27 protein-coding genes are annotated in these 23,563 nt (G+C 62.1%); 13 read left to right on the top strand and 14 right to left on the bottom strand.

Going from position 1 to position 23,563, the window contains the following annotated elements:
- Positions 1-109 precede the first annotated feature (109 nt).
- Positions 110-907, bottom strand: a complete 798-nt coding sequence (locus tag ACZ5GQ_RS03435; RefSeq protein WP_498857230.1) for a DUF2208 family protein — start codon at positions 905-907, stop codon at positions 110-112.
- A 72-nt stretch (positions 908-979) separates the two neighbouring features.
- Between ACZ5GQ_RS03435 and ACZ5GQ_RS03430 the strand changes: the two genes are divergently transcribed.
- Entirely contained in the window at positions 980-2,098 is a 1,119-nt protein-coding gene (locus ACZ5GQ_RS03430) for an amidohydrolase family protein (RefSeq protein ID WP_498857229.1), read from the top strand.
- Here ACZ5GQ_RS03430 and ACZ5GQ_RS03425 read toward each other — a convergent pair.
- Entirely contained in the window at positions 2,060-2,413 is a 354-nt protein-coding gene (locus tag ACZ5GQ_RS03425) for an SCP2 sterol-binding domain-containing protein (protein WP_498857228.1), read from the bottom strand. The two genes, ACZ5GQ_RS03430 and ACZ5GQ_RS03425, sit on opposite strands and share 39 nt — an antisense overlap.
- 197 nt (positions 2,414-2,610) lie before the next feature.
- Here ACZ5GQ_RS03425 and ACZ5GQ_RS03420 point away from each other — a divergent pair, with 197 nt between their 5' ends.
- Complete coding sequence (locus tag ACZ5GQ_RS03420) at positions 2,611-3,801, top strand: thiolase family protein (protein ID WP_498857227.1); 1,191 nt, start codon at positions 2,611-2,613, stop codon at positions 3,799-3,801.
- A 5-nt stretch (positions 3,802-3,806) separates the two neighbouring features.
- Positions 3,807-4,346, top strand: a complete 540-nt coding sequence (locus ACZ5GQ_RS03415; protein ID WP_498857226.1) for a Zn-ribbon domain-containing OB-fold protein — start codon at positions 3,807-3,809, stop codon at positions 4,344-4,346.
- Positions 4,347-4,372: 26 nt separating this feature from the next.
- Here the strand turns inward: ACZ5GQ_RS03415 and ACZ5GQ_RS03410 are convergent, their stop codons facing one another.
- Positions 4,373-5,671 carry a 5'-methylthioadenosine/S-adenosylhomocysteine nucleosidase family protein gene (locus ACZ5GQ_RS03410; protein ID WP_498857225.1) on the bottom strand — a complete coding sequence of 433 codons (1,299 nt, stop codon included), beginning with the start codon at positions 5,669-5,671 and terminating at the stop codon, positions 4,373-4,375.
- Positions 5,672-5,858: 187 nt separating this feature from the next.
- Between ACZ5GQ_RS03410 and ACZ5GQ_RS03405 the strand changes: the two genes are divergently transcribed.
- Genes ACZ5GQ_RS03405 through ACZ5GQ_RS03395 form a run of 3 tightly spaced genes read left to right on the top strand, consistent with a single transcriptional unit; the run spans position 5,859 to position 8,266 of the window.
- The gene (locus tag ACZ5GQ_RS03405) at positions 5,859-6,695 is read left to right on the top strand and encodes a 2-amino-3,7-dideoxy-D-threo-hept-6-ulosonate synthase (RefSeq protein WP_498857361.1); all 837 of its coding nucleotides are present in this window, start codon (positions 5,859-5,861) and stop codon (positions 6,693-6,695) included.
- 18 nt (positions 6,696-6,713) lie between these two features.
- The gene (locus tag ACZ5GQ_RS03400; RefSeq protein ID WP_498857224.1) at positions 6,714-7,676 is read left to right on the top strand and encodes a carbohydrate kinase family protein; all 963 of its coding nucleotides are present in this window, start codon (positions 6,714-6,716) and stop codon (positions 7,674-7,676) included.
- Positions 7,676-8,266, top strand: coding sequence for a UbiX family flavin prenyltransferase (locus ACZ5GQ_RS03395; RefSeq protein WP_498857223.1), 591 nt, complete (start codon positions 7,676-7,678; stop codon positions 8,264-8,266). The genes ACZ5GQ_RS03400 and ACZ5GQ_RS03395 overlap by 1 nt, the downstream gene beginning before the upstream one ends.
- Here the strand turns inward: ACZ5GQ_RS03395 and ACZ5GQ_RS03390 are convergent.
- Positions 8,241-8,843 carry a hypothetical protein gene (locus tag ACZ5GQ_RS03390; protein WP_498857222.1) on the bottom strand — a complete coding sequence of 201 codons (603 nt, stop codon included), beginning with the start codon at positions 8,841-8,843 and terminating at the stop codon, positions 8,241-8,243. The genes ACZ5GQ_RS03395 and ACZ5GQ_RS03390 overlap by 26 nt on opposite strands.
- 76 nt (positions 8,844-8,919) lie before the next feature.
- On the opposite strand from ACZ5GQ_RS03390, the gene ACZ5GQ_RS03385 reads away from it, so the two are divergent.
- From ACZ5GQ_RS03385 to endA, 3 genes are read left to right on the top strand one after another with little or no spacing between them, the layout of a single operon-like run.
- Positions 8,920-9,597 carry a hypothetical protein gene (locus tag ACZ5GQ_RS03385; protein WP_498857221.1) on the top strand — a complete coding sequence of 226 codons (678 nt, stop codon included), beginning with the start codon at positions 8,920-8,922 and terminating at the stop codon, positions 9,595-9,597.
- On the top strand, positions 9,581-9,739 hold the full coding sequence (locus tag ACZ5GQ_RS03380; protein ID WP_498857220.1) for a hypothetical protein: 159 nt from the start codon (positions 9,581-9,583) through the stop codon (positions 9,737-9,739). The genes ACZ5GQ_RS03385 and ACZ5GQ_RS03380 overlap by 17 nt, the downstream gene beginning before the upstream one ends.
- Before the next feature lie 29 nt (positions 9,740-9,768).
- Positions 9,769-10,143 carry a tRNA-intron lyase gene (endA, locus tag ACZ5GQ_RS03375; protein ID WP_498857219.1) on the top strand — a complete coding sequence of 125 codons (375 nt, stop codon included), beginning with the start codon at positions 9,769-9,771 and terminating at the stop codon, positions 10,141-10,143.
- Here the strand turns inward: endA and ACZ5GQ_RS03370 are convergent.
- Both ACZ5GQ_RS03370 and proC read right to left on the bottom strand, forming a co-directional pair.
- Positions 10,124-11,410 carry a cation efflux transmembrane domain-containing protein gene (locus tag ACZ5GQ_RS03370; RefSeq protein ID WP_498857218.1) on the bottom strand — a complete coding sequence of 429 codons (1,287 nt, stop codon included), beginning with the start codon at positions 11,408-11,410 and terminating at the stop codon, positions 10,124-10,126. The genes endA and ACZ5GQ_RS03370 overlap by 20 nt on opposite strands.
- A gap of 101 nt (positions 11,411-11,511) precedes the next feature.
- Positions 11,512-12,318: a pyrroline-5-carboxylate reductase family protein gene (gene proC / locus ACZ5GQ_RS03365; protein ID WP_498857217.1), complete on the bottom strand. Its 807-nt coding sequence runs from the start codon at positions 12,316-12,318 to the stop codon at positions 11,512-11,514.
- A 70-nt stretch (positions 12,319-12,388) separates the two neighbouring features.
- Here proC and ACZ5GQ_RS03360 point away from each other — a divergent pair, with 70 nt between their 5' ends.
- Positions 12,389-13,165: a GNAT family N-acetyltransferase gene (locus ACZ5GQ_RS03360; RefSeq protein WP_498857216.1), complete on the top strand. Its 777-nt coding sequence runs from the start codon at positions 12,389-12,391 to the stop codon at positions 13,163-13,165.
- On the opposite strand, the gene ACZ5GQ_RS03355 is transcribed toward ACZ5GQ_RS03360, so the two are convergent.
- A complete protein-coding gene (locus ACZ5GQ_RS03355) occupies positions 13,162-13,956 on the bottom strand; it encodes a PRK13768 family protein (RefSeq protein WP_498857215.1) in 795 nt (264 codons plus the stop codon). The genes ACZ5GQ_RS03360 and ACZ5GQ_RS03355 overlap by 4 nt on opposite strands.
- Before the next feature lie 141 nt (positions 13,957-14,097).
- Here ACZ5GQ_RS03355 and ACZ5GQ_RS03350 point away from each other — a divergent pair, with 141 nt between their 5' ends.
- Complete coding sequence (locus tag ACZ5GQ_RS03350; RefSeq protein ID WP_498857214.1) at positions 14,098-14,475, top strand: thioesterase family protein; 378 nt, start codon at positions 14,098-14,100, stop codon at positions 14,473-14,475.
- 42 nt (positions 14,476-14,517) lie between these two features.
- Positions 14,518-15,552: an aldo/keto reductase gene (locus ACZ5GQ_RS03345; protein WP_498857213.1), complete on the top strand. Its 1,035-nt coding sequence runs from the start codon at positions 14,518-14,520 to the stop codon at positions 15,550-15,552.
- Here the strand turns inward: ACZ5GQ_RS03345 and ACZ5GQ_RS03340 are convergent.
- Positions 15,549-16,748, bottom strand: coding sequence for an MFS transporter (locus ACZ5GQ_RS03340; RefSeq protein ID WP_498857212.1), 1,200 nt, complete (start codon positions 16,746-16,748; stop codon positions 15,549-15,551). The two genes, ACZ5GQ_RS03345 and ACZ5GQ_RS03340, sit on opposite strands and share 4 nt — an antisense overlap.
- An 87-nt stretch (positions 16,749-16,835) precedes the next feature.
- Between ACZ5GQ_RS03340 and ACZ5GQ_RS03335 the strand changes: the two genes are divergently transcribed.
- Positions 16,836-17,099 carry a hypothetical protein gene (locus tag ACZ5GQ_RS03335; RefSeq protein ID WP_498857211.1) on the top strand — a complete coding sequence of 88 codons (264 nt, stop codon included), beginning with the start codon at positions 16,836-16,838 and terminating at the stop codon, positions 17,097-17,099.
- Here ACZ5GQ_RS03335 and ACZ5GQ_RS03330 read toward each other — a convergent pair.
- The 6 genes from ACZ5GQ_RS03330 to ACZ5GQ_RS03305 all read right to left on the bottom strand — a co-directional run bounded on the left by ACZ5GQ_RS03330 (position 17,088) and on the right by ACZ5GQ_RS03305 (position 23,554).
- A complete protein-coding gene (locus ACZ5GQ_RS03330; RefSeq protein WP_498857210.1) occupies positions 17,088-18,290 on the bottom strand; it encodes a LutB family protein in 1,203 nt (400 codons plus the stop codon). The genes ACZ5GQ_RS03335 and ACZ5GQ_RS03330 overlap by 12 nt on opposite strands.
- On the bottom strand, positions 18,283-19,236 hold the full coding sequence (locus tag ACZ5GQ_RS03325; protein WP_498857209.1) for a heterodisulfide reductase-related iron-sulfur binding cluster: 954 nt from the start codon (positions 19,234-19,236) through the stop codon (positions 18,283-18,285). Before ACZ5GQ_RS03325 ends, ACZ5GQ_RS03330 begins: the two co-directional genes overlap by 8 nt.
- 53 nt (positions 19,237-19,289) lie before the next feature.
- A complete protein-coding gene (locus ACZ5GQ_RS03320; RefSeq protein ID WP_498857208.1) occupies positions 19,290-20,060 on the bottom strand; it encodes a hypothetical protein in 771 nt (256 codons plus the stop codon).
- A gap of 68 nt (positions 20,061-20,128) precedes the next feature.
- Positions 20,129-21,049: a VIT1/CCC1 transporter family protein gene (locus ACZ5GQ_RS03315; protein ID WP_498857207.1), complete on the bottom strand. Its 921-nt coding sequence runs from the start codon at positions 21,047-21,049 to the stop codon at positions 20,129-20,131.
- Positions 21,050-21,092: 43 nt separating this feature from the next.
- Positions 21,093-21,617: an NUDIX hydrolase gene (locus ACZ5GQ_RS03310; RefSeq protein ID WP_498857206.1), complete on the bottom strand. Its 525-nt coding sequence runs from the start codon at positions 21,615-21,617 to the stop codon at positions 21,093-21,095.
- A complete protein-coding gene (locus tag ACZ5GQ_RS03305) occupies positions 21,614-23,554 on the bottom strand; it encodes a S9 family peptidase (RefSeq protein ID WP_498857360.1) in 1,941 nt (646 codons plus the stop codon). Before ACZ5GQ_RS03305 ends, ACZ5GQ_RS03310 begins: the two co-directional genes overlap by 4 nt.
- Between the last annotated feature and the right edge of the window lie 9 nt (positions 23,555-23,563).

Raw genomic sequence — 23,563 nt, 5'->3', positions numbered from 1 at the left:
CCGGGGAATATAGGGTACAATACTTACCTCGACGCGACTTGTACCAGCGGCGCCGGCAGCCCGGGCCCTGGGCGTTGACAGGAGCAGGTTATGCCATAATGGCCTGTCGCTAGGGCTCCTGCCCCTTTGATGGGGCTGGGAGGGCCACCTTCCTTATTATGTCATACAGCTTCTCAGGGTTCTTTGTGTAGAGCCTCAGCCTGGTCACTGTCCTCTTGCCCTGCCTGGTCAGCTCCACGAACCTCCTGTCCTTGTTCAGGACAACCTCTATGTCAGGCGGCAGGGGGAACTTTATGCCCTTAGTGGTCACGAGCCCCTTGATCACTATGCCCTTGTCAGTCACGATGTAGGAGGTCGGCACGTTGAGGGCTGGCAGCTTCTTTATCCTGGACAGGGCCCACATCATTATTGCCTGGTTTATCACGAAGTAGCCCTCAAAGTAGAGCAGAAAGGCTACGAAGAGGAGGAGCCTGAGGTAATCAATGCTCACGTCCTTTATCTGCCTCCCGAAGAGCTCAAGGGACAGGTAAGCTGCCAGGTCAGGCACGTACTTCCAGAGTATGAAGAAGTAGGCGAGGCCTATGAGTATACCGAGGGTCGTGTAGAGGGAGAACTTGGTCTGCTCCTGAAGGTCAACGTATATCAGCGTGTCCCTGCTCTGTATGGCCCTGGTGTTGTCCTCGTGGAAGAGCCTCTTGCCCGAGAGTATCTCGGCCACGTACGAGGACTTCTCGTTGAGGCCGCTGCTCATGAGTATGCTCTGCACGAACATGCTTATAGCTATGAAGACGAATATGAGCAGGAAGAGGTAGATGTTTATGCCTATGACGGCGGCCAGGGCGCTGTATATCAGTATATATAGCTGGTTCAGCGCCACCATCCTGCCCATCTTCTCCATGTATGCCATGGCTGAAGCCTCCGCTCTCTACTCCAGGGGCCGAGATTAAAGACTTAACATGCCAATGCCCTCAGCCCAGCGGTGGACTGCGTGTACATAAGGGCGTCGCTGGCTGTAATAGGTGACGACCTGAGGGCTGTCAGGGACGTCTGCATAGCCGTGAATGACGAGGGCGTAGTGGAGTCCGTGGAGGGGTGGGGCAGCTGCCCGTGGGACTCCGCAGGGGGGACCTGGGCCGCGGTGCTCCCGCAGCCCGCCAACGCCCACGTGCACAGCGCTGACGGCCGCTTCCCTGAGTTCGGCGTCAGCCTTGGCCTTCACGAGCTCGTGGCCCCTCCCGACGGCCTCAAGTACAGGCTCCTCTCAACCCTGGGCCCTGCTGAGACCGCAGTAGGGATCTGGAGGACCTACAGGGCCGCCTATGAGCTCGGAGTAGGGCTCCTGGTGGACTTCAGGGAGGGGGGAGGCCTGGGCTGCCTGGCGGCCCAGAGGGCGAGGTCCATGGTGCCTGACATGGACGTGCTTGTGCTCGGCACCCCCGGGCCCTCCTTCCCCAGCTGGTGCCAGGGCCTTGGGCTCTCGAGCCCCCTTGACTACAGCGAGGGGGTCCTGAGGCAGCTGACGTCGCAGCTGAGCCCCTCCTTCACGCACGTGGCCGAGGACCCCGAGAACAGGAGGGAGGGCGACCTGGAGGTGGCCCTCAGGGCCGGCTTCACAGCCCTGGTCCACGGCACCCACCTCTCAGGGGAGGACGTCCAGGCGCTGGCTGAGAGGAAGGTGCCCCTGGTCATGTGCCCAAGGAGCAACATGTGGCACGGCCTCCGGCTCCCCCCTGTGGCTGAAGCCATAAGGGCTGGCGTCACCCTTGGCCTGGGCAGCGACAACGCTGCCTGGAACCTGCCCGACCCCTGGGGTGAGGCCGAGGAGGCCATGCTTATAGCCAGGTCCCAGGGCCTCAGGGAGGCCCCTGAGGCGATCCTGAGGGCCCTCATGGTGGGCGGCTACAGGGCCGCCGGCCTTGAGCCGAGGACAATAGAGGAGGGCAGGAGGCTTCACGCCGTCATTGTGGACGCCTACAGCACAGGCATACTTTCAGCCCTTGACGTGGCCACGGCAGTAGTGAGGAGGGCCAGGGCCGGCCTGGCCCTCAGGGCTGACGGCTCACACCTCGCTTACCTTTCCAAGGCCGGCATCTATTAGCTTCTTCAGGTTTATGGTGTCCAGAACGTCACCTGTAACCTTAAGCTGCCCTCCCAGGAAGGCCTTCATGGCGTCCAGCTGGCCCGACATCATCTTCTCCAGCACGTCTGAGGTCGTGGTCAGGGTGGCTATGGGCTTCGGGTGCCTCCCCTCCACCACGTTGAGGGCGCCGCCCTTTATCTCAACGTAGAAGTCGCCAAGGCCCTGAACGGAGAACTGGTAGACCTTGTCCCAGCTCCTTATCTCGGGCACCTCCTCCACAGCCCTTGAGAAGAGCTGTTGGAGGGCCCTCCTCACGTCATCTAGTGTAACCAAACTCCCACCGGGGCTAGGGCAGCACATGTAGGTAATAGCCTTGGATGGGCGGGCAGCAGTTATGGGCTTGCCTTGGCCCCTTTTAAACCCCTTATGCCTTGGGGGCCGGTTTTAAAGGGCCTCACGCCTTAATGTATCTAATTTCCCAAGCCTTAACACGTAAGGCCCTCATGTCTTACGCTTATCCAGGTGAGCGCTTGAGGAACGTGGCGATAGTGGGATACGGCCACACGAAGTTCGGGGTTAGGAATGATGTTAACCTGGCGGAGCTCGCCTATGAGGCCATAAAGGAGGCCCTCGACAAGGCGAACCTGGAGCCCAAGGACATTGAACACGTAGTAGTATCTAACGTGGGCGGCTGGAGCAGCGAGCCCCTGCCGGCCGTTGTTGTCGCTGAGTACGCCGGCCTCTCGGGCAAGCCGCTGCACAGGGTCGAGGCGGCCTGCGCCTCTGGGTCCTCAGCGCTGGCCTCCGCCTACGAGGCCGTGGCCTCGGGCATGGCCGACATAGCCCTAGCCGTCGGGGTTGAGAAGATGAACGAGAGCCCGACCCCCAACGTGGTGGAGCTCATAGGCAGGGCTGGCAACTACTTCTGGGAGTTCCAGAACTTCGGCCTAACCTTCCCGGGCTACTACGCGCTCTACGCCACGGCCTACATGAACAAGTACGGGGCCACCGAGGAGGACTTCTGCAAGGTCGCCGTCAAGAACCACCACTACGCCAGCATGAACCCCAGGGCCCAGTTCCCGAGGAAGATAGACCTCGAGACCTGCATGAGCAGCAGGTACATAGCCTGGCCCATAAAGCTCTACGACTCCTCGCCCATAACCGACGGGGCCGCGGCCGTGGTCCTCGCCAGCGAGGACGTGGCTAAGAAGCTCACGGACTCCCCCGTGTGGATACACTCCATAGGCATGGCCTCGGGCACGGCTAACCTGTCCAGGAGGGACGACTTCACAGGGCTGCTGGCGGCCCAGCTGGCCGCCAAGGCGGCCTACAAGGTGGCAGGCCTTGAGACGGAGAACACGGCCAGGTACTTTGACGTGGCCGAGGTCCACGACTGCTTCACCATAGCTGAGGTGATGGCCTACGAGGACCTCGGCTTCGTGAAGCGCGGCGAGGGCTACAAGCTCATCAGGGAGGGGCAGACCTACATAGGGGGCCTCATACCGGTCAACCTGAGCGGGGGCCTCAAGGCCAAGGGGCACCCGCTGGGGGCCACGGGGGTCAGCATGGCTGTTGAGCTTACAAAGCAGCTCCTCCACGAGGTAGAGCCCGGCAGGCAGGCAACCATAAGCAAGGGCATGGCCATAGCCCACAACATAGGCGGCACGGGCCACTACGCCTACGTTACTATACTGGGCCTTGAGAAGCCCAGGGGGAGGTGAGGGGCTTGAGCCAGAGGCAGGAGGCTGACGCCTACCTAAAGCAGCTGGAGGCCTACGCTAACGCCATGAAGTCCTCGGTTGGCGTGCCAGTCATAGTGGACCCTAAGACCAACGTGGCCCTGTGGTACGACCAGAGGGAGATGAGGTTCAAGTTCCTGATAAGCGTCGAGAGGACGAGGAAGTTCTTTGAGGCCCTCAGCGAGGGCAAGGTGCTTGCGACCAGGTGCAAGCAGACGGGCGAGGTGTTCTTCCCGCCGCAGGTGGACTGCCCAGGGGTCAAGGACGGGGAGGTGGAGTGGGTGGAGCTGCCCAGGGAGGGCGAGCTTGTCACCTACACAGTCATATACACTAAGCCCTACAGCTTCAGCCACTACGACGACTACACTGTTGGCATCGCCAGGCTGAGCAACGGCGTCCAGGTTCTGGCCTGGGTCAGGGAGAGGGACCCGAAGAGGCTGAGGGTTGGCATGAAGGTAAGGCTTGAGGTGGTGAAGAGGGAGCCCGAGGGCTACCTGACTTACGAGCTCGTGCCGGAGCAGCCTTAGCTGGCCCTTTGCGCAGGCGCCGTGGCTCAAGTTATGCCTGTCACTTTGTTGGCCGCCAGCAGGTCCTCCATGGCGGCCGAGTAGGCGTACTCGCTGTAGTACTTGTCCTCAAAGGAGGGCCCAGTCTCATTTATCAGCTGCCCCTGCTGGTTCACGTATGAGACCCCAATTACCTTGAGCCCAACGTAGTAGGCCCTGACGGCCACTATGTAGCCGTGAATGGCCGCGTTGCTGACGTTTGAGAGCATTGAGAAGGTCGCGGGGGCGTCGCTGACGTCATTAAGGTTCAGGTGCTCAACTATGTATATGGTGACGTTCGCGGCCTCCTCGGCCGCCGTGGGGCCTATGTAGACGCTCGGGAACCAGGGGCTGTCCGATATCCCCCTCACTATGACCCACGGTATCCCAAGCCTTGAGTTGACGTAGGCGAACCCCATGCCCTCGTTCTCGCCCGCGTCAGTCTCGTACAGGGCGTTCTGCTGCGCTATCCAGGGCAGCGGCTCCGTCCACTGGTTGGCTGAGCCTATGACGCCCACTATCACCCTGGGCACGAGCTCGCCGCTCACGTTGAGGCCCGTGACGTTGGCCAGGGGGATCGGGCTCAGCGTGGGCGCCGCCTGCTCGGCCAGCCTCACTAGCTGTGCTGAGGCCGCCAGGTACTCAACGTAGACATAGCTGAGGTCAACGCCATAGCCGTAGGATGAGGCGTTGGAGTACGAAGGCATTGCCTCGCCGAGGCCTGACACCAGGTCCCCCCTGAGCGGGGTCACGTTAACAATTTCGACGCCTGTGTACGGCGTCTCGCTGTAGGCCTCCGTTGAGTTAACCAGGGACGCCCTGTGGTAGTGTATGCTCGACTTGTCAACCACGAACGCGCCTACCACCACGTCGCCCGGGACCACGTAGGGGTTCCTGCTGCCCGCCGTGCCCGAGAGCACCGCAGCCCTCACGTTAAAAAGCGTGTCCATGAGCGTCGTGGCCTCCACGGCTGCGTACTCCTTCTCCCCGCTCCTCACCAGGACCACCGGCGTGCCGCCTATGGTGCCCACGTAGAAGCTGTAGCCAGACCAGTTGACTATGGCCGTGAGCCTCATGGCTGCCAGCAGGGGCGCCATCTCCATTGCCATGGGCGTCACTATGCCAACCCTGGGCGTCCTGAGGATCCTCTCAAGGGCCGAGGGGGTGACCGGGGTGCCGTTGATGAATGATGCCCTGACGCCCAGGCCAGGGCCTGCCGCGCCGTGGGTTGTCACCGCGAGGCCTCCGAGGAATAAGCCCATGATAAAGAACACGACCGCGACCCCAACGAGGCCCAGGAGCCTCAAGTCAATTCCCAGCAGAGGAACTCCTTAGATTGCTTATAAACTTCCTTGAAGCCTCTTCCATAAGAATTAACTTATTTAAGTTAAGAGCGTTGAAGGGACCTGCTTAAGGCGCGTTAATGCTCCCTTCAGGACCTGTAACTTGAACTTATTAGACACGGTAGTCCCCTACCTAGTGGAGGTTAAAGCTATGACGCACCCAGGCGTTAACTACGGGGCCGTTGGGGTCAGAGTGAGGCTGGGCAGGATACTGAGCGATGGCAAGACGGTGATATTTGCGTTTGACCACGGCTTTGAGCATGGCCCCAAGGACTTCCCGGAGGACAGGGTGGCGGCAAGGAACATAATACAGCAGGTGGTCGAGGCTGGCGTGGACGCCATAATGCTCCTGCCCGGCATGGCCAGGCTGACGCACGACATATGGGCCGGCAAGACGGCCCTAATAGTTAAGCTCACGAGCAAGACCGAGCTCAGGCCGGAGAGCTCCATTCACCTGCAGACCAGGCTGGCCACGGTAGAGGACGCGGTGGCCCTTGGCGCTGACGCCGTGGCCGCCACGGTGTACTGGGGCAGCGAGCACGAGTCGGAGATGATAGAGAACTGGATGATAATAAAGGAGGAGGCCGAGGCCTATGGCATGCCAGCCCTCCAGCTGGCGTACCCCAGGGGCTCCCACTTCAAGAACTGGTACGACCCCGAGGTTGTTATGTACGGCGTCAGGGCAGCCATAGAGGTGGGCGCCGACCTGATAAAGACATACTACACGGGCTCGAGGGAGACCTTCGCCAGGGTCGTCGAGATGGCCCAGGGGATACCCGTCGTCATGAGCGGCGGCGCCGTGAGGGACAGGCCGGTGGACTTCCTCACGGACCTAAGCAACGTGATGGCCGCGGGCGGCAGCGGCGTGGCCGTCGGCAGGAACGTCTTCAGGGCTAAGGACATAAAGTCCATGGCCAGGGCCGTGATGGCAGTAGTTCATGAGGGCCTGAGCCCGGAGGAGGCGGCCAAGCGCTTTAACCTTGAGTGATGGTGGTGTCTTAAGCTTATGGAGCAGAAGGACCTTGACGTAGTTGCTGTGGGCCACGCCCTGGTTGACCTCAGGTTCACGGTGAACAGGTTCGCCTCCCCAGACGAGGAGGCAGACATAATAGAGCAGAGCACGGGCCCAGGGGGCTCAGCAATAAACGTGGCCCTCATAACCTCAAGGCTTGGGGGCAAGGCCGCTGTAATAACTAAGATAGGGCTCGACAACTTCGGCAGGCAGATAGTTGAGGAGCTGGTCAGGAGCAAGGTGGACATATCAGGCCTCAAGGTCGGCTTCGGCTCAACGGGCTTCTCGGTGCTCATGATAGACAAGGAGGGCAACATAGTGCTCTACGGCTACAAGGGCTGCGCGGAGAAGCTAGACCCTGACGAGATAGACGAAAATGTCATAGCCAGGGGCAAGTTCGTCCACATAGCGAGCCTGAGGCCCGACACGAGCCTCAGGGCGGCCGTGAGGGCCAAGGAGCTCGACGCCATGGTCTCCTGGGACCCGGGGAGGAGGCTCAGCATGGCGGGCCTGAAGGCCCTCAGGGGGCTCATAAAGTTCGTCGACATAGTAGAGCTGAACAGCAGGGAGTGCGCGAACCTAACTGGAATAAAGGACCCGGTGGCCTGCGCCGAGGAGATAGGGAGGGTAGGGCCCTCCACTGTGATAGTTAAGATGGGCCCCAGGGGGCTCTACGCCCTGAGCGACGAGTTCACGGGCTACGTGCCTGCCTTCAAGGTGAGCGTCGTAAGGGACTCCACCGGCAGCGGCGACACCTTCGCGGCCGCGCTTCTGCTTAAGCTTTCCAGGGGCGAGAGGCTTAAGGACGCCCTGGTCTATGCTCAGGCGGTGGCCGCCCTCAAGGTGACCATGCTGGGGGCCAACGCGCTGCCCCCGCCTGAGGAGATAGAGAAGTTCTACCAGGAGCACAGGAAGGAGGTTGAGGCCGGCATAGCCGACAAGCCGCCCGCTGAGTGATGGGCTTGCCCTGCAGAACCCTCTCCGTCGCAATAACTGGGGCCAGCGGGGTAAGGTACGGGCTTAGGCTGCTTCAGGCGGCCTCAGGGCTGGGCCTCAAGCTCTCAGGCGTCATAGTGACCAGGTCGGCCGACCTGGTGGCCCAGGCCGAGGAGGGCATGAGGGCAGGCGAGCTCCTTGAGCTGGCCTCAAGGTACTCCCAGGCCTACAGGGAGGACGACATGACCTCCCCCCTTGCCTCGTCGAGCAGCCAGCCTGACTGCATGGCCATAGTGCCCGCCAGCATGAAGACTGTGGCAATGATAGCCAACGGCCTCGAGCTCAACCTGGTGGCCAGGGCCGCCCTGGCCATGCTGAGGCTCAGGAGGCCCCTGGTGGTTGCCTTCAGGGAGGCGCCCCTCGGCGTGGCCGAGCTGAGGAACCTCCTCTCGCTTGCCGAGATGGGGGCCGTGGTCATGCCCCTGGCTCCGGGCTTCTACTCGAAGCCCAAGACCATTGATGACCTGGTTGACTTCATGGTAGGCAAGATTCTGGACTCTCTGGGAGTCGACAATAACCTCTACCTCAGGTGGAGGGGAGGGAGGCCTTAGCCCTCTCTATGGCGTCTATCATAGCCTTGGCCAGGCTCTCCTTACCCGGGAACTCGTTCGGAGGCATGTAGTGAACCTCCACGTTGCCGAGCTGCGAGGCCGTGACCTCGGCCTGGCTGGCGAGCCTCTTGTCGCCAGTGAAGAAGAGGACCCTCCTGGCCTCCCTGGCAACCCTCTCGACCACCTTAAGCACGTCAAAGTCGTCACTTGCCGGCTCCAGCACCTTCCTGGGCCCCGCCTGCTGAGGCGCCTGGAGACCCCTCCCAACTATCACGTGAAGCTCCACGTCGGGCTCCTCCCTCTCTATGACCTCCGGGTAGTAGCCCCTGAACATCTGGTCAAGGACCGCGGCCACGCCGCCCTCCCTGGCCTGCGGGGCAGCGGCGGCCCCCTGGGTCTCCTCCCGCTGGCCCTCAACTATGTTCCTCACTACCGTCAGCCTGCCGCTGGCTATGACGTCACCGTCTATCAGGACTATGAACAGGTCCCCGGGCCCCTCCTTGTCGAGCTGCGACAGCTGGGATGGGTCTATAACCCTGACCTCCTTGCAGTCGAACACTATGAGCTTCCTGGCCACGCCTGACCCTCAGGTGTTCGCCTGACGCTAAACTTATATGGTTACGCGTGACTATACAGCTCGGCCGGTGTTAATAATGGGAGAGAGCATCACGTCCAATACCATTATAGAGAGGCTCATAACGATGGCTCAGGGGGTGGAGGACACCTCGAGCCACATACTCCAGGTGCTCAGCTCTACCCCCCTCTCCCCTGAGCTCGTTGAGAAGACCTACAGGCAGGACCTGCTCCAGTTCAGGGACGTGGTCACCAAGGGCAAGGAGGGGCTCCTCGACTACATAGCAAACGGGAGGCTCAGCCTCATAGCCTACAAGGAGTTCTACATAGAGGCTGCCCTGCAGATGGAGTGTATAATGAGCAGGCTCGAGGCGGGCACCTACAGGCTCCTGCTGAGCCTGAGCCTTGAGAAGTCGCTGCCAGACAACATCGTGGAGAGCGTCAGGGGCCTGCTGAGGGAGCTCCAGGGGTCCTCAGTGGCCCTTGTTGACATGCTCAGGGCCAGCGAGGGCCCCGTAAAGGACCCCGCTGCCAGAAGGAAGCTGCTTGACGACAAGTTCGACCTTGTAAGCGAGTCCGAGAGGAGGGCCGACGCCATATACCGCGAGGCCCTGGCCATGGTGGCTGAGAGGTACTCCAACGAGGCGGCCAAGCTGCTCATGCTCAAGGAGGTCATAGACTCCTTCGAGGACGCAGTTGACTGCGCCTACAACGCGTCGACCTACGTGAGGCTAGTTGGCCTTGGACTCCTCAGCTGAGCCCATAAGGGCAAAGCTCATAGGCGGCGTCGTGGTAGTCCCCTCCATAGAGGGCTCCAGGAGGCTCTACGCGAGCGGCTTCTACGGCAGGCCCATGGGCGCTGAGAAGGTTAGGGACCCGAGCTCCATATCCTCCCCCTGATCCTGGACCCCCTGGAGGCCCTGTACCTGGTGGAGAGGGGCGTGATAGAGGTTGAGGGGGATGATGGCAGGGTCCTTGACTTCAACGGCCTGAGGGAGGCCCTTGGGGTTACAGGCAGGCAGGAGAAGCTCTACCTGCTCTACAGGTCCCTCAGGTCGAGGGGGCTGGTGGTGAGGTCCGGCCTCAAGTACGGGGCCTCCTTCGTGGCCTACAGGAAGGGGCCAGGGCTTGAGCACGCCCCGTTCATAATACACTACTACGACCCCGAGGAGCCCTTTGACCCAGTTGAGCTCGTGAGGGCCGGGAGGTTGAGCCACAGCGTCAGGAAGACGTTCATAGTAGCCACCACTGAGCGGGTAGGAGAGGAGCCATATTATATAATGCTTAAATGGCTTCGTCCCTAACTACTTCCACTGAGCGAAGGGCGAAACAGCGTTGAGCTTCGGCTACAGGAGGCAAGGGGACCCGAGGCCTGAGGCCAGCCAGGGAGCCAGGCAGGAGCCAAGGCCAAAGCCCATAGGGGACAGGTGCAACCCGCTGTGCCCCTTCTTCAGGTGCGGCCAGAAGGCGCTGAGGGTGTCGGTTGAGCACTACAGGGGGAGGCCCGTAAAGGTCGCCATATGCTCGCTGGTGGGGGACAGGTGCGTGGGCACCCAGTGCAGGTACGCCTACTGCGAGAAGAAGGCCATGCTGCCCGACGGCAGGTGCTCCTTCGCCATAGAGAGCAAGGCAAGGCAGATGAAGTCCTTTGAGGAGGAGCTGAAGGAGGAGAGCGAGCTGCCCGGGCTGGCTATCAAAGATAAGAGGCTGTCTGATGAGCTCTAGCCCCCTGCGCCTCAGCTCCGAGCTCGGGACGACCCTGACGTCGGCGATGGCCACGCCGTCAAAGGATGCTATGAGGCGAGCCACCTTCTTCTTAACCCTGTAGGCCCTTGCCAGGGTCGTCTCCGGCGGCAGGGCTATTATCGCCTGTACAAGGTAGAAGGAGCCCGCCCTGGCCACGTATATCCTGAGGGGCTTCAAGCCCATGGATGTTATGCCCCTTCCTATGGCCTCCCTGAGGCCGGTGCCGAACACCTCAGCCCCCAGGAGCGACTGGAGGGAGGTCCACGAGCTCTCGGCGGCGCTGTAGACCACTACTAACATCATCGCGCCCAGCACCACTGGCGTGAGGTTAAAGTAAGCCACTGACACGACGCCCCCTGCAACTACGTCAAGGGCGGCGTCGACGCTGGCGTGCATCAGGTCCGACTTCACTATGAGCAGCCTCACGTACCTGGCGTCCGCTATGGCCACTGAAGCTGAGAGGGCCGCGCTCGCCCAGAATATCCAGGAGGTCCAGGAGGGCATTACCTTGGGGCCAGCGAGGGAGCCTGCGAACGCTGAGGCCACCAGGTAGACCACGAATATTGACACCAGTATGGTCACTATCCCCTCGGCGTTGTAGAGGCCCCAGGGGAACGACCTGGACCTCCTGTAGGCCACCCTCAGGAGGACGGCGTAGAGCACTGCGAGCAGAGAGTCAAATAGGGCGTGGTAGCCGTCAGCCTGAAGCAGGTAGTAGCCCCTTCCGAGGCCCAGGTACAGCTCGTAGACAGCCAGCGGCAGGCCGGCCAACCCAGTCACGAGGAACAGCCTTGATGCGTGCCCCAGCAGGCTCCTTGATATCAAGCGACGTCACCTCCAGCTATCACCCCCTGCCAGGAAGGGGCTACTCCATATCTATAGTTGTGTCCAGCCCCTTATTAATTTTAGGTACGCCTAAACACCCCTCAGGATAGGCCCATCTCGTCCCTCATCTCCTTGGCCCTCTTGGTGGCCTCCAGGACAGCCTCCATGAGCGTCCTCTTGAGCCCGTTGCCCTGAAGGACCATGACCCCCCTTATGGTTGTACCCGCGGGGGTCAGCACCATGTCCCTGACCTGGTGGGGCGGCCTGCCGGTCTCCAGCAGGTTCCTCGAGGTGCCCATCATGGCCATTAGCGTGGCCCTGTAGGCCAGGTCCCTTGGGAGGCCCGCCGCTATGCCCCCCAGGGCCAGGGCGTCTATCACCTCAGCTATGAAGGCTGGGGCGCTTCCGCTCAGCGCTGTAAGGGCGTCCATGTACCTCTCGTCAACCCACTCCACGGTGCCGAGCCTCCTGAAGAGCTCCTCGGCCGCCGACCTGGCCGCCTGGTCGCAGTTGGGGCCTGCCGAGAGGGTTGTGAAGCCCTCGTTAACCTCTACGTTTATATTGGTCATCCCCCTTATCACCTTCGCCTTAGGGGCCCTTGAGGCTATGTAGCCCGTGCTCACGGCCGCCGCGAGCGACACCAGGGGCTTGCCCTCGAGCTCCGCCGCCACCTCGCTCAGCACCTCAGCCACTACGTAAGGCTTAACTGTGAGCACCACCAGGTCAGCCTCCCTCGCGGCCTCGACGTTGTCCGTTGTTGCCTCGACCCCCAGGCCCCTCAGCCTCTCAACGGTTGAGCTGCTCCTGGCCGTGGCGATTACCCTGTAGCCCCCGCCGGCCCTGAGCAGGCCCCTTATTATAGCGCCGCCTATAGTGCCAGCGCCTATAACTGCGACCGTTCTCTCCATGTTCCCACTGGGCTCTGGGCGAAGGCTCAGAATTTTTAAGCCTTGATGGCAATGCTTCAGCGGTGCCAGCATGCTGAGCCAGGACGGCCTGAAGCTCCTGAGGGACACCATGGACATGCCATCAATATACCTCCTGGGCTCCCTCGAGGGCACGCAGTGGCTAAGCTCCCTCGAGGAGGTCAGGGAGGTTAACGGCGACGTTGTGGGCCTTCAGAGGTCCAACTACTCAGACGACTACTTCATAGACGCGGTGTGCAGGGGGGCCTGCTCCGGCGCCCCGGGGGCCGTCATGGATTACCTGAGGTCCTACGGCAGGGCCTGGGTCTCCACCTCGAACTTCGGCCTTATACAGGAGCTCGTCAGGGGCGGGGCCAGGATAGAGAGTTTAACGGCCTACCACGTCATGGAGGTTGACAGGGCGAGCTTCAGGAGGTTTGAGGGGAAGCCCGACTTCATCTACTTCTCCACGCTGGACGAGCACCACATAGAGGACCTCAGGGACCTCCTCTCCAAGTGGGACGAGCTGAGGGCCGAGTGGGCCGAGGACATGATAATGAGGGGCACGGCCTTCGGCGCGTGGGACGGCGAGAGGCTCGTCGGGGTGGCGGCCACCTACGTCATGACGGAGGGCTGGTGGTACCTGGGCTCCCTCTTCGTGGACCCAGAGTACAGGAGCAGGAAGGTGGGCATAAGCCTCTCCAGCGCTGCCACCGAGGAGGCCCTCGCCAGGGTCGAGAAGGCTTATGTATCGGTAGAGGTTGACAACGTCACAAGCCTGGCCCTTAATTCCCTCCTCAACTACAGGTCAAGGGGGATAAGCCACCTGGCCCTGCTCAGCCTAGCTTAGTCGCCCTGATCCTCGTCAACGTCGTATATCCTGTAGTCGTCCCCTCCCTCGAGGACCTCCTGTACCTTGCCGTAGAGCTCCTTAAGGCTCACGTCGTCGTAGGCGCTCACTGGAAGTATCTCGCCTATGTAGCCGGCCTCATACAGGGCCCTGGCGAGGCTCATGGACAGGTTGAGCTCGTTGCCGCTAAGCACCTTTGAGTCCCTGACAGCCGCCTCCAGGTAGCCCTCCTCGTGCAGCATGGGGAGCACGTTGTTTATGACCTCAGGGCTCAGCAGATCAGCCTTGCTTATCACGTTTATCTGCGGCCTTCTGAGCCTCACGTTGACTGAGGATGCCAGGGTCAGTATGGACACTATGTCCGCAGGGCTCTCAAAGAAGACTGAGTCCATGAGGAACACGGTGACCGCCTTGTCGTCCTGTATGAGGGCGTCAAGCACCAGGGGACCCCCCACCCTGTAGGCGAAGGGCTCGAGCTGGCCGGGCGTGTCCACTATCACGTAGTCGGGCCTGAACTGCTCGACCTCGTCCCTCACCTTGTCCACGTGGCTTATCAGCGAGTCTATGGCGCTCACCAGTGCCCCGTTGGGCCCGAGGCCCTTTTCCATGAACTCCTCGGCAGTGACGTAATCCCTCACGTCAACATCAGGGTCATAGGGAGGCTTGTCCTCCGCAGGGTCGAAGTTAACCTTGACTACCGCGGCCCCCAGGGACTCCATAGCTGAGGCTAGCTGCATGGTTAGGGTGCTCTTGCCGGAGCCCGCCGGCCCCACTATCACTATGAACTTCAAGGCTAAGCACCGGGCTGGGGAAAGCCTCGCGCACACGCAGACCCGGGACGCGGGTCAGTTCGCGCGGGGCGTTCCTCCCGGTCAGGCTAAGCCTTTTTATCCGAGGCTTAATAACTTTAACATCGCCTCCAAGGGACCCCAATGGCCGAGCTAGTGGAGTGCAGCGACGAGTTCAGGGTTGAGAGGGCCCACCTGGCGATCTCCGTCGGCTCAGGCGACGTCGAGGTCCTCTCGACCCCAAGCCTGCTGGCCTTCATAGAGTCCGTGGCCTCAAGGTGCCTCTCCGGCGCCGTGAGCCCAGGCTACACCACAGTGGGCACCTACGTGGAGCTGAGGCACAAGGCCCCTGCCCCCCAGGGGGCGACGGTCAGGGTATCCGTGAGGGTCGAGAGCTTTGACGGCAAGAGGGCCAGGCTCAGCTTCAGGGCCGAGTGCTGCGGGAGGCTGATAGGGGAGGGCGTGCACGAGAGGGTGGTAGTCAACAGGGAAGACTTCCTGAGGAGGGCCGGGCTAGGGTAGAAAAGCCTAAAAGCCCCCGCTCCTCGCCCTCAGTGACCTAACATGATTTACGTGAGGCTCGGCTGGAGCGGCGTGAAGGTCTCCAGGCTCTGCCTTGGCACGTGGCACCTGCCCCCCTCAAGGCAGGTCGACGAGTTCGGGGTCCTGAAGGTCGACGAGGACGAGGCCCTGAGGGCCATGAGGAGGGCCTATGACCTAGGCGTCAACTTCATAGACACCGCCAACAGGTACCACGGCATCATGCAGCCCGTGGACCTCAACCACGTGGGCAACTCTGAGAGGATTGTCGGCAAGTTCCTGGCTACTGTGGACAGGGAGTCCATAGTGCTGGCCACCAAGGTCAGGGGGCAGATGGCCCCCTGGCCCAACGGGGAGGGGCTTAACAGGAAGCACATAATGTGGCAGGTGAGGGAGAGCCTGAAGAGGCTGGGCACCGACCACATAGACCTTTACCAGCTCCACTGGCCTGACCCCGACACGCCCAAGCTTGAGACCCTCAGGGCCCTCCAGGACCTCGTCAGGATGGGCCTCGTGAACTACACGGGCATAAGCAACCACCCAGCTCACGACGTGGTTGAGTTCCTGGAGCTTGCTGACAGGATAGGGGCTGACCGCTTCGTTACCATGCAGGAGCTCTACAACATACTTGAGAGGGGCATAGAGAGGGACGGGAGGCTTGACGTGGCCAGGAGGTACGGCCTGGCGGTTATGGTCTACAGCCCCCTGGCCCAGGGCGTGCTCACGGGCAAGTACTATGACTTCAAGGAGAACAGGTGGGTTGTGCCGGAGCTCAGCAGGGCTTCGATAACCGAGGAGATACGCAGGAGGTACTTCAACGAGAGGACTGCGGCGGCGCTGAGGGCGATGAAGGAGGTTGCTGACTCCAAGGGCATAACAATGGCCCAGCTGGCGCTGGCCTGGGTTATTAAGAGGTCTGAGCAGCTGGGGGTCACCCTAATACCTATAACCAGCGCCACGAAGGCGTCCCACATAGATGAGGCTGTCGAGGCCCTCAGCGTGAGCCTGAAGGATGACGACATGAAGGCCATAGACGAGGCCCTTCAGGGCAAGGGCTAGCGCTTCCCCGCTGAGACCTGTATATCTGATATGGCCTCAAGGGGCCTGCCGGCCGTGTCTATGCCCCTGGCGAGCCAGAGGGCCGCCCCTGAGAGGCCCACGGCCCAAAGGCCCACGTTGTAGAGCAGGTACGAGAGCTCGGTGAAGGGCTGCGTGAAGAATATGGACGCCGTGTAAAGCGCGTAGGCCGCGGCCCTCACCGCGCCTACCCCTGTGGCCCTGAGCCTGGTGGGGAAGAGCTCGGGCTCCAGGACAACCCTGGCGGCCCACGCCATCTCGCCGAAGACCCCGTTGAGGAAGAGCAGGGACTCAAAGGCCGCCAGTGACGACCTGGCCACAGCGTACTGGGGTATGAACAGGGCCATAGTTATGACACCTCCCAGGTAGGCTATGAAGGGGAACGTCCTCCTGCTTGTGGAGTCTATCACCGGCAGGAGGGCGAAGCCCGCCAGGGACTCGCCCAGGTTATAGGTGAACACTATCAGCCCCGTGAGCCTGGGGAACAGGTATGGGCCTATAACAAGGGCCATGAGGGCGTACGTCAGGACCACCGTTATTGCCATCGTGAGCAGGAGGTAGATCCTGATAGCGTAGTCGCCCCTCCCTATGGAGACCTTCTCACCTGACCTGTACTTAAGCCACCTGAAGGACTCCGGCGCCATAAACCTGGTGACAACTATCACTGGCACGGCCGAGGCCAGCAGGAGGGCGAAGGCGAGCCTCTGGAGGCCCACGGAGAAGCTGGTCACAAGCGATATGGCTGATGCGGTGAGGGCTCCCACGTTAGCCGCGTTCGTGACCCCCACAAGCACCTTGCCCCTGTGGGCCTCCGGCGACTCCTCCGCTAGGTAGGCAAGCAGCGTGGTCTCATCGCCGCCCAGCGAGAACTCCGCGAGCGCTATGCCCGCTATTAGGTCTAGGGGGCCCGTGGCGAAGAGTATGAACGGTATGGAGGCCGCGAAGAGAACCATGTCAACTATGAAGCCGCTCTTCCTGCCAAAGGCGTCGGTGAACCTGCCCATCACGAAGCTGCCTGCCAGGAGAGAGATAGGGGAGGCGACAAGGAGGTACACGTCGTAGCTGCTTGGGACTATAGGCCACTCCGTCAGTAGGGGCGCCAGCGCTAGCACTACCCCCCAGGCGAACATTGTCACGGTTGCACTGGCCACTATCACTGGCAGCCTCCTGCCTGACACGGTGAGCCCTTGTTACTACTGGCAGTAGTAATTTAAACGTATTATTCCATACGGGCCCGCAGGCCAAGGTGAGCCGGGCTGCCGTGGGTGCCGGCGAGCTCCGCCGACAAGCTAGTGGTCTCCCAGTCCCTTAAGCTCAGGGAGGGCGAGACCCTCAGGGTCGAGAGCTTCAAGGGGGACCGCTGGCTGGAGATCACCAGGAAGGGGGACAGGTTCTCAATAACTGAGCACGGCTTCAGGGACGCGACCTACGAGGTGGGTGAGGGCGACCTGAGGCAGCTGCTGAGGAGGCTCATGGACTTCGAGTTCCCCAGGAGCCACCAGCTGAGGGTCAGCAAGTCAAAGGGATGAGGCGAACCTCCTCTTCAGGTCCGCCAGTATGCCTGAGATAGGTATCTCGACCGGGCAGGCCACGTCGCACCTGCCGCACCCCAGGCACAACATGGCCAGGGCCGCGCCCTTCTCAACGCCCTCCGTTATAGCCGTCCAGTTGACGCCCATGGGACCCCCGTATGTCTGGCCTCCCCAGTTGTTTGCCACCTGCCCCCACACGGGGCAGACGAACTGGCAGTAGCCGCACCTTATGCACCTCAGCTGCTCCCTGAGCACCGCGTCCCTGGCCGCCGCCCTCCTGCCGTGGTCCACGAGGACCACGTGAACCTCCACGGGGCCGTGGGCGCCGTAGACCCTCCTGTGCCCTATGTCGCCCGTGCTGCTGGGGCCCGCTATGAGGCTCACGTACGTGGGCGGGTAGAGGCCGGCGAAGGCCGCCTGAACGAGTATGACCTTGAAGGCGTCAAGTATCGTTGGGACCAGCTTCTCAACCCCCACAAAGGCTATGTGAAGCCTAGGCAGGTTAGTGACCATCCTTATGTTGCCCTCGTTCTCGACAAGGAGCAGGGCCCCCTCCCTGGCGGCCAGGGCGTTGCCTCCGCTTATGCCGACGTCGGCGCTAACGAACTTCGACCTAAGGAACTGCCTCACCTTGGCCACCATCTGCTGCGGGGTGTCGCTCGGGCTCACGTCGAGGCCAAGCTTGTCCCTCAGGAGCTGCGCCACCCTGACCACTGTCATGTGTATTGCCGGGGCTATGGAGTGCATTGGCTTCCCTCCCTCGAGCTGCACCAGCAGCTGCCCCAGGTCAGTCTCCCAGACCTCGTTGCCCGCCCCCTCCAGGGCCTCCCTTATGCCCAACTCCTCTGCGGTCATGGACTTTGACATGACCACTACCTTGCCCTTGCCCACGAGGCTCAGGGCCAGCTCCCTCGCCTCCCTGGCGTCCACGGCGTAGTGGGGCACGGCGTTCACTGACTTGAGCGACTTCATGGCCTCATCTATGAGCTCGTCCATGTGGGCCACTGAGTACTCCTTTATTGCCTTGACCTCCCTGGCCAGCTGGACTATGTCTGGCCTTGACTCCAGGAACCTCCTCACCCTCTCCTCAGAGCCTGGCACGTAGGTGTGAAGGGCCTCCTGAAGGTCAGGGTTCTCCAGGGCCCTTAGGACTGCCCTTGCGTACCCCTCCAGGAGCTCGTCACTCACCGCCGATCACCTCAGCCAGGTCGAGGAGCCTCAGCTGGACCCCAGAGGACCTGGAGGCCCTGCGGAGGTTCACGTAGCATATGGGGCACATGGTTATAGCTGTGTCGCTGGCCCCCCTCAGCTCCTTAACCCTGGTCACCGCAATGGCTTCAGCCAGGGATGGCAGGAGGGCCTCAAGGGGGCCGCCGCAGCAGTAGGTCCACCTGCCCGACCTGCTGACCTCGGCCACCTTGACGCCCGCCCCCCTCAGGAGCTCCCTGGGCCTGTCAACTATGCCAAGCCTCCTGGCGTAGACGCAGGAGTCGTGCACCGTCGCCTCTAGTCCGCGGCCCCCGCCGGGCCTCACGAGCTCCATGTAGTTCACAGCCCTGAGGCCCTCCCCGAGGACCTCCTGGTAGCCCCTGGTGACAGTATCCATGGTGTGGGGGTCCACAACTATGAGCTCCTCGTAGCCCGCTGACCTAACGGCCTTCACCACGGCCTCGGCGTGCCTCCTGAAGGCATCGACCATGCCGTAGTCCCTGAGCAGCGCCCCGCTGTACATGTCGGAGAGCTCCGGTACGTAGTCAAAGTCCACCCCTGAGGCCACGAGGAGCTTTGCTATTGACCTCAGGACCCTCCTCGACCACTCCACCAGCTCCGGGTCCGGCCTCACAAGCACGGAGAGGTCGAGCCTCCTTGAAGCTATCCTCGCCGCCCTCAGGGCTGCCCAGCCGGCGCCCTCGGCCCTCTCAAGGCTCCTGAGCAGCTCAACAGTGCCCTCTATGTAGGGCACCAGCTGGTAGAGGGCCCCCGTGAAGAGGAGCCTCCTGCTGCCCCTCCTTCCAAGGCCGAGGCCCTCGGACCACCTTGAGGCGAAGCCGGGCGGCACTGGCATTGGATAGCCTGTCCTCTCGTCAAGCTCCGCCATTAGCTTGAGCAGCTCGGCGAACTTCAAGCCCGACACTGAGTCCCTGAGGCAAGCTCAAGCTAATTAGCTTGACCTCTTTGCCCGTACCTTCAGAGGTAGCCCTCCTCGTCCTCTTCGTCCTCCTCGGCCTCGTACTCGGGCGGCCCGCCGCCTCCCCTCCCGGCGCCCTTGGCCACCTTCCACTTCTTTGTGTCCTCGTCGTATATTATGAGGCCGCTCCTGACCATCTTGTTAAACAGGTTGGCTGCCTTCTCGCCCATGTCTGCCTGTATCTTGTCGCTCACCTGCCTGGGGTCCTTGAGCGCCGTCGACTCCACCTCGGCGACGAACTTCTTCCAGAACTCGGGGTCCACCGCGGCCTTGCCGTCGCTCAGGGTCAGCACCACGGCCCCCTCCCTGCCAAGCTTTGCGAAGAACTTGTCCGGAGCCTTGAGCCACGGGAGCTCCTCCTGGAATACGACGCCCTGCCTCCTAAGCCTCTCAACTGCCGTGCTGCCCCCCTGCCTCCCGCCCGCCGCCTCAGCCTCCCTCCTCTCCGCCTGGGGCTGCTGCGGCTGCCTCTCCTGCTTCAGGGACTCTATGTCCTCCTCTATCTGGGCGAGCCTCTTGGCCAGGTCGTCCACCTTCTGCGTGAACGGGTTCAGCATGTCCTGTATTAGCCTCTCCAGCCTCTTGGCGAGCCCCTCAACGCTCTCCCCCTGGGCCGGGGGCGAGGGGCCCCCGCCCTTGACTATGGCCTCTAGGTATGACCTCACGTCCTGGTAGCCGGCGTCCTTGGCCCTCTTCTCGAGGGCCGCCAGCTCGGCGTCCGTCAGCCTCAGCTCTATTACTGTATACTTGTCGACCTTTGACTGGGACAAGACTGACCCCCGCCTGTTACCTGGTCCTCGTGGCCTAATTAGTGAAGATCAATAAAAGAGGTATGAGGCTACCTCAGGGCCTGGAGCGCCAACGAGAAGAGGCCCATGAGGTGGAACGCCCTCCCTATCACGTCCCCGAACAGGAGGCCGGCGGCGGTGGCGCCCAGGAGTATCAGCAGGCCGAGGCCCAGCTCCCTGACGAAGCTCGTGCCGTTGACCGTTGCGCTGTAGAAGTGAAAGGCCGCCAGGACGCCAACGCCTATCAGCAGTGAAGCCGCCAGGGCCTCGGCAGTGCTGCTGAGGAGCAGGTAAGGTATGCCCAGGAGCAGGGCGGTCACGAAGTAGGAGAGCCCCGTGGCCGCGGCGCTGAGGCCCGGCCTAGTGGTCCCCTCCTGCCTTGACTGCAGGAAGGCGGCCGCCGCCATTGAGATGGCGGCAGAGAACCCCACGAGGAGGCCCGCGAGCCCTACTATTAGGGTCCTCGCGGTGGCCCCAAGGAAGCCTGCATAAACGCCAACCAGCTCAGTTATGGCATCAGCCATGCCGAGGGCGACAAAGCCCAGGTACTCAACCCTGACGTCCTTAAGCCCCCTGAGGAACTCCGACTCATGGCCCTCCTCGTCAGCTATTATCTGCTCAAGCCTCGGCCTGAGCTCCTGGGGCATCCTAGGCATGAACCTCCTGTACTCCCTGGCCGCGCTGGCCTCCCTCCTCTCCAGGGCCTGCAGGGTGAACACAGGCCCAAAGATCTTGTATAGCACCCTGAACGCCCTGCCCGGCGGCGACGCCCTGCAGTCCCTGCCCAGGAGGGACCTCCAGAAGAGGTAGTGGCCCCTCTCCTGCTCAGCGGCCTGCCTCAGCTTCTGGGAGAGCTCGCCCTGCTCCTCGTCAGCCAGGGCCTCGTACAGCAGGTAGGTGCCAAGCTCGTCCTTGCAGTAGGCCTCCACCTTCTTCATGTCCTCCTCAGTGAGGCCCAGCTGCGCCTGCATGATTCACCTGAAGTCCATGTAACCCCGTGACCGTTATATCTTTCTACAGATTTAGCCTCGCCTTAAAGCTAACGTAGGCCTCCAGCAGGGCTATGGTCTTGAGGTCCCTCGCCTGCCCAAGGGCCTCCTCAGGCCTCATGAAGACCAGGCCTATGACCTCGTCAGGCTCAAGCCTCTGGCCAACCCTCGTCAGGCCCTCCGCAATATAGCCGTACTGCACCTCGTCGCTGTAGCCTGGGCTCACGTAGGCCTCGTAGACCCTGGTGAGCCTTGAGGCCCTGTAGCCAGTCTCCTCCTCGAGCTCCCTCAGGGCCGCCTCCTCCGGGGACTCCCCCTGCTCCACCCTGCCGGCTGGCGCCTCAAGGACCCAGGAGCCCGTGGCGGGCCTCCACTGCCTCTCAAGTATGACCCTGCCGTCGTCAAGCACCGGAAGCACCGCCACGGAGAGGCCGAAGGAGACCCTGTCAGCGTCGAACTCCCTGCCGTTGTAGGAGAACCTGACCCTCTCGAGCCTGACCCTGGCCCCCGAGCAGAGCCCCTCGCTCGAGACTATCCTGGGCTCGCTCACCTTGACTCACCCAGGTGTCCCTTCATCCAGTCAAGCATCAGCTTAAGGTACTCGACCCTGGTCCTGGGCCTGCCGCTCCTGGTCAGGTCATGGTCCTCGCCAGGGAATAGGGCCAGCTTGACCTCGACGCCAAGCACCTTGAGGGCTGTGAACAGCTGGAGGGCCTGGCTCACGGGGCACCTGTAGTCCTCCAGCGCGTGCATTATGAGCAGAGGGGTGGTCACGGACTCTATATAAGTCATTGGGCTTGCCTTTAGGTACTGGTCCGCGGACTTCCACGGCGGCTGGGCCATCAGCTGGTCCTCGTCGAAGTACCAGCCTATGTCGCTGGTCCCCCAGTCGCTGTAGAACTCCACGCAGCTCCTCTCGGTCATAGCTGCCTTGAACCTGGACGTGTGGGTTATCACCCAGTTGGTCATGAAGCCCCCGTAGCTCCCGCCGGCCACCCCGGCCCTGCTGGGGTCGAGCTGCTGGAACTGCCTCGTGGCCTCGTCAGCTATGGTCATTAGGTCCTCGTAGTCCACGGTGCCCCACCTGCCCCTTATGTCAGCGAAGTCCTCGCTGTAGCCGTCGCTGCCCCTCGGGTTGCCGTAAACAACGGCTATCCCAGCCGAGGCGAGCACGTGGAAGGCCACCATGAAGCCATAACCGTAGCTCGTCTTGGGCCCCCCGTGTATGTAGAGCACCCACGGCACCCTGCCCTTGGCGTCCCTCGGAAGGAGGACCCAGAAGTCCAGCTCCGTGCCGTCCCTGGCCCTTGCCTTTGCCTTAAGGGCCCTCGGCAGCGAGGCCTGCCTGAGGAAGTCGTCATTGAAGGACGTGAGCCTCCTGCCCGAGGTCCCCCTGAGCACGTGGAGCTCCGCGGGCTCGGACTCGTTCATCTGCGTGTAGTAGACCACGTCGGACGACTGGGACACGCTGAAGTCGTCAATGACCGCGTCCTCGGGCTTGAGCACGGGCTCCAGCCTGCCGCTGAGGGTGGCCCTGTAGAGCCACGCCCTGCCGGCGTCGCTGACGCTGAAGTAGAGCCAGCTGCCCGAGGCCTGTATGGGGCTTGTGCACGACGGCCCCCTGGCCTCGCTGTTGACGCTGTTAATCAGGTTCCTGTCAAGACCGAGCTCCACCTTTGTTAACTCCCCGGTCCTCAAGTTATAGGAGTAGAGCTTGTAGTGGCTCGAGAGCCCCCTCTCAAGCCTGTGCATGAGGAGGGCTATGCTGTTGCCGTCAGGGGACCAGGCCAGGCCCGCTATCGACGCCTTGGATAGCAGCTGCACGTCCTCGCCAGTTTCCACGTTCAGGAGCCTCAGCTCGTCGTACTGTGCGTGCACCTCCTCGAGCTGCTTAACGTAGGCTATCCTCTTGCCGTCAGGGGACCAGGCGAAGGAGCTCACGTCAAGCGTGTGGGAGGTCAGCCTCCTGGGCTCCCCTCCGCTGGCGCTGACGAGGTAGATGTTCCTGGGCCTGTCGAATATGTAGCCCTCGCCGTTGAAGAAGGGCGGGAGCCTCTCAATGACCAGGGCCTCCCTCTTGGAGTAGTCCTTCCACTCGCCCTGCCCCAGCGGCTTCCTAGCGATGAAGGCTATTGAGCTCCCCGCGGGCGACCATGCTATTGACGAGGCGCCGAAGCTCCACGTGAAGAGGGGGGTGGGCTCGTAGCCTGGCCTCATCAGCATAACTGAGGTCTGGGCAGGCTGCCCCTCCTGCCTCACGGTCCTTATGAAGGCTATCAGCTGGCCGTCTGGGGACCAGGCCGGGCACGAGTCCCCAGGGCCTGAGGTCACAGGGTAGTAGGAGCTGCCGTCGTAGAGCCATATGGAGCTGTCGTACCTGTTCTGCTGCACGTTAGGCCTTGAGACCACGAACAGCGCCTTAGAGCCGTCAGGCGAGGCCGCGGGGCTGGAGACAAGGGTAAGCTTAGCTAGGTCCTCAGGTGACATGCCGGACAA

This window comes from Caldococcus noboribetus, from assembly GCF_055389385.1.
Note: the sequence above shows the minus strand (reverse complement) of the source record. Positions and strands in the feature narration are given on the sequence as shown.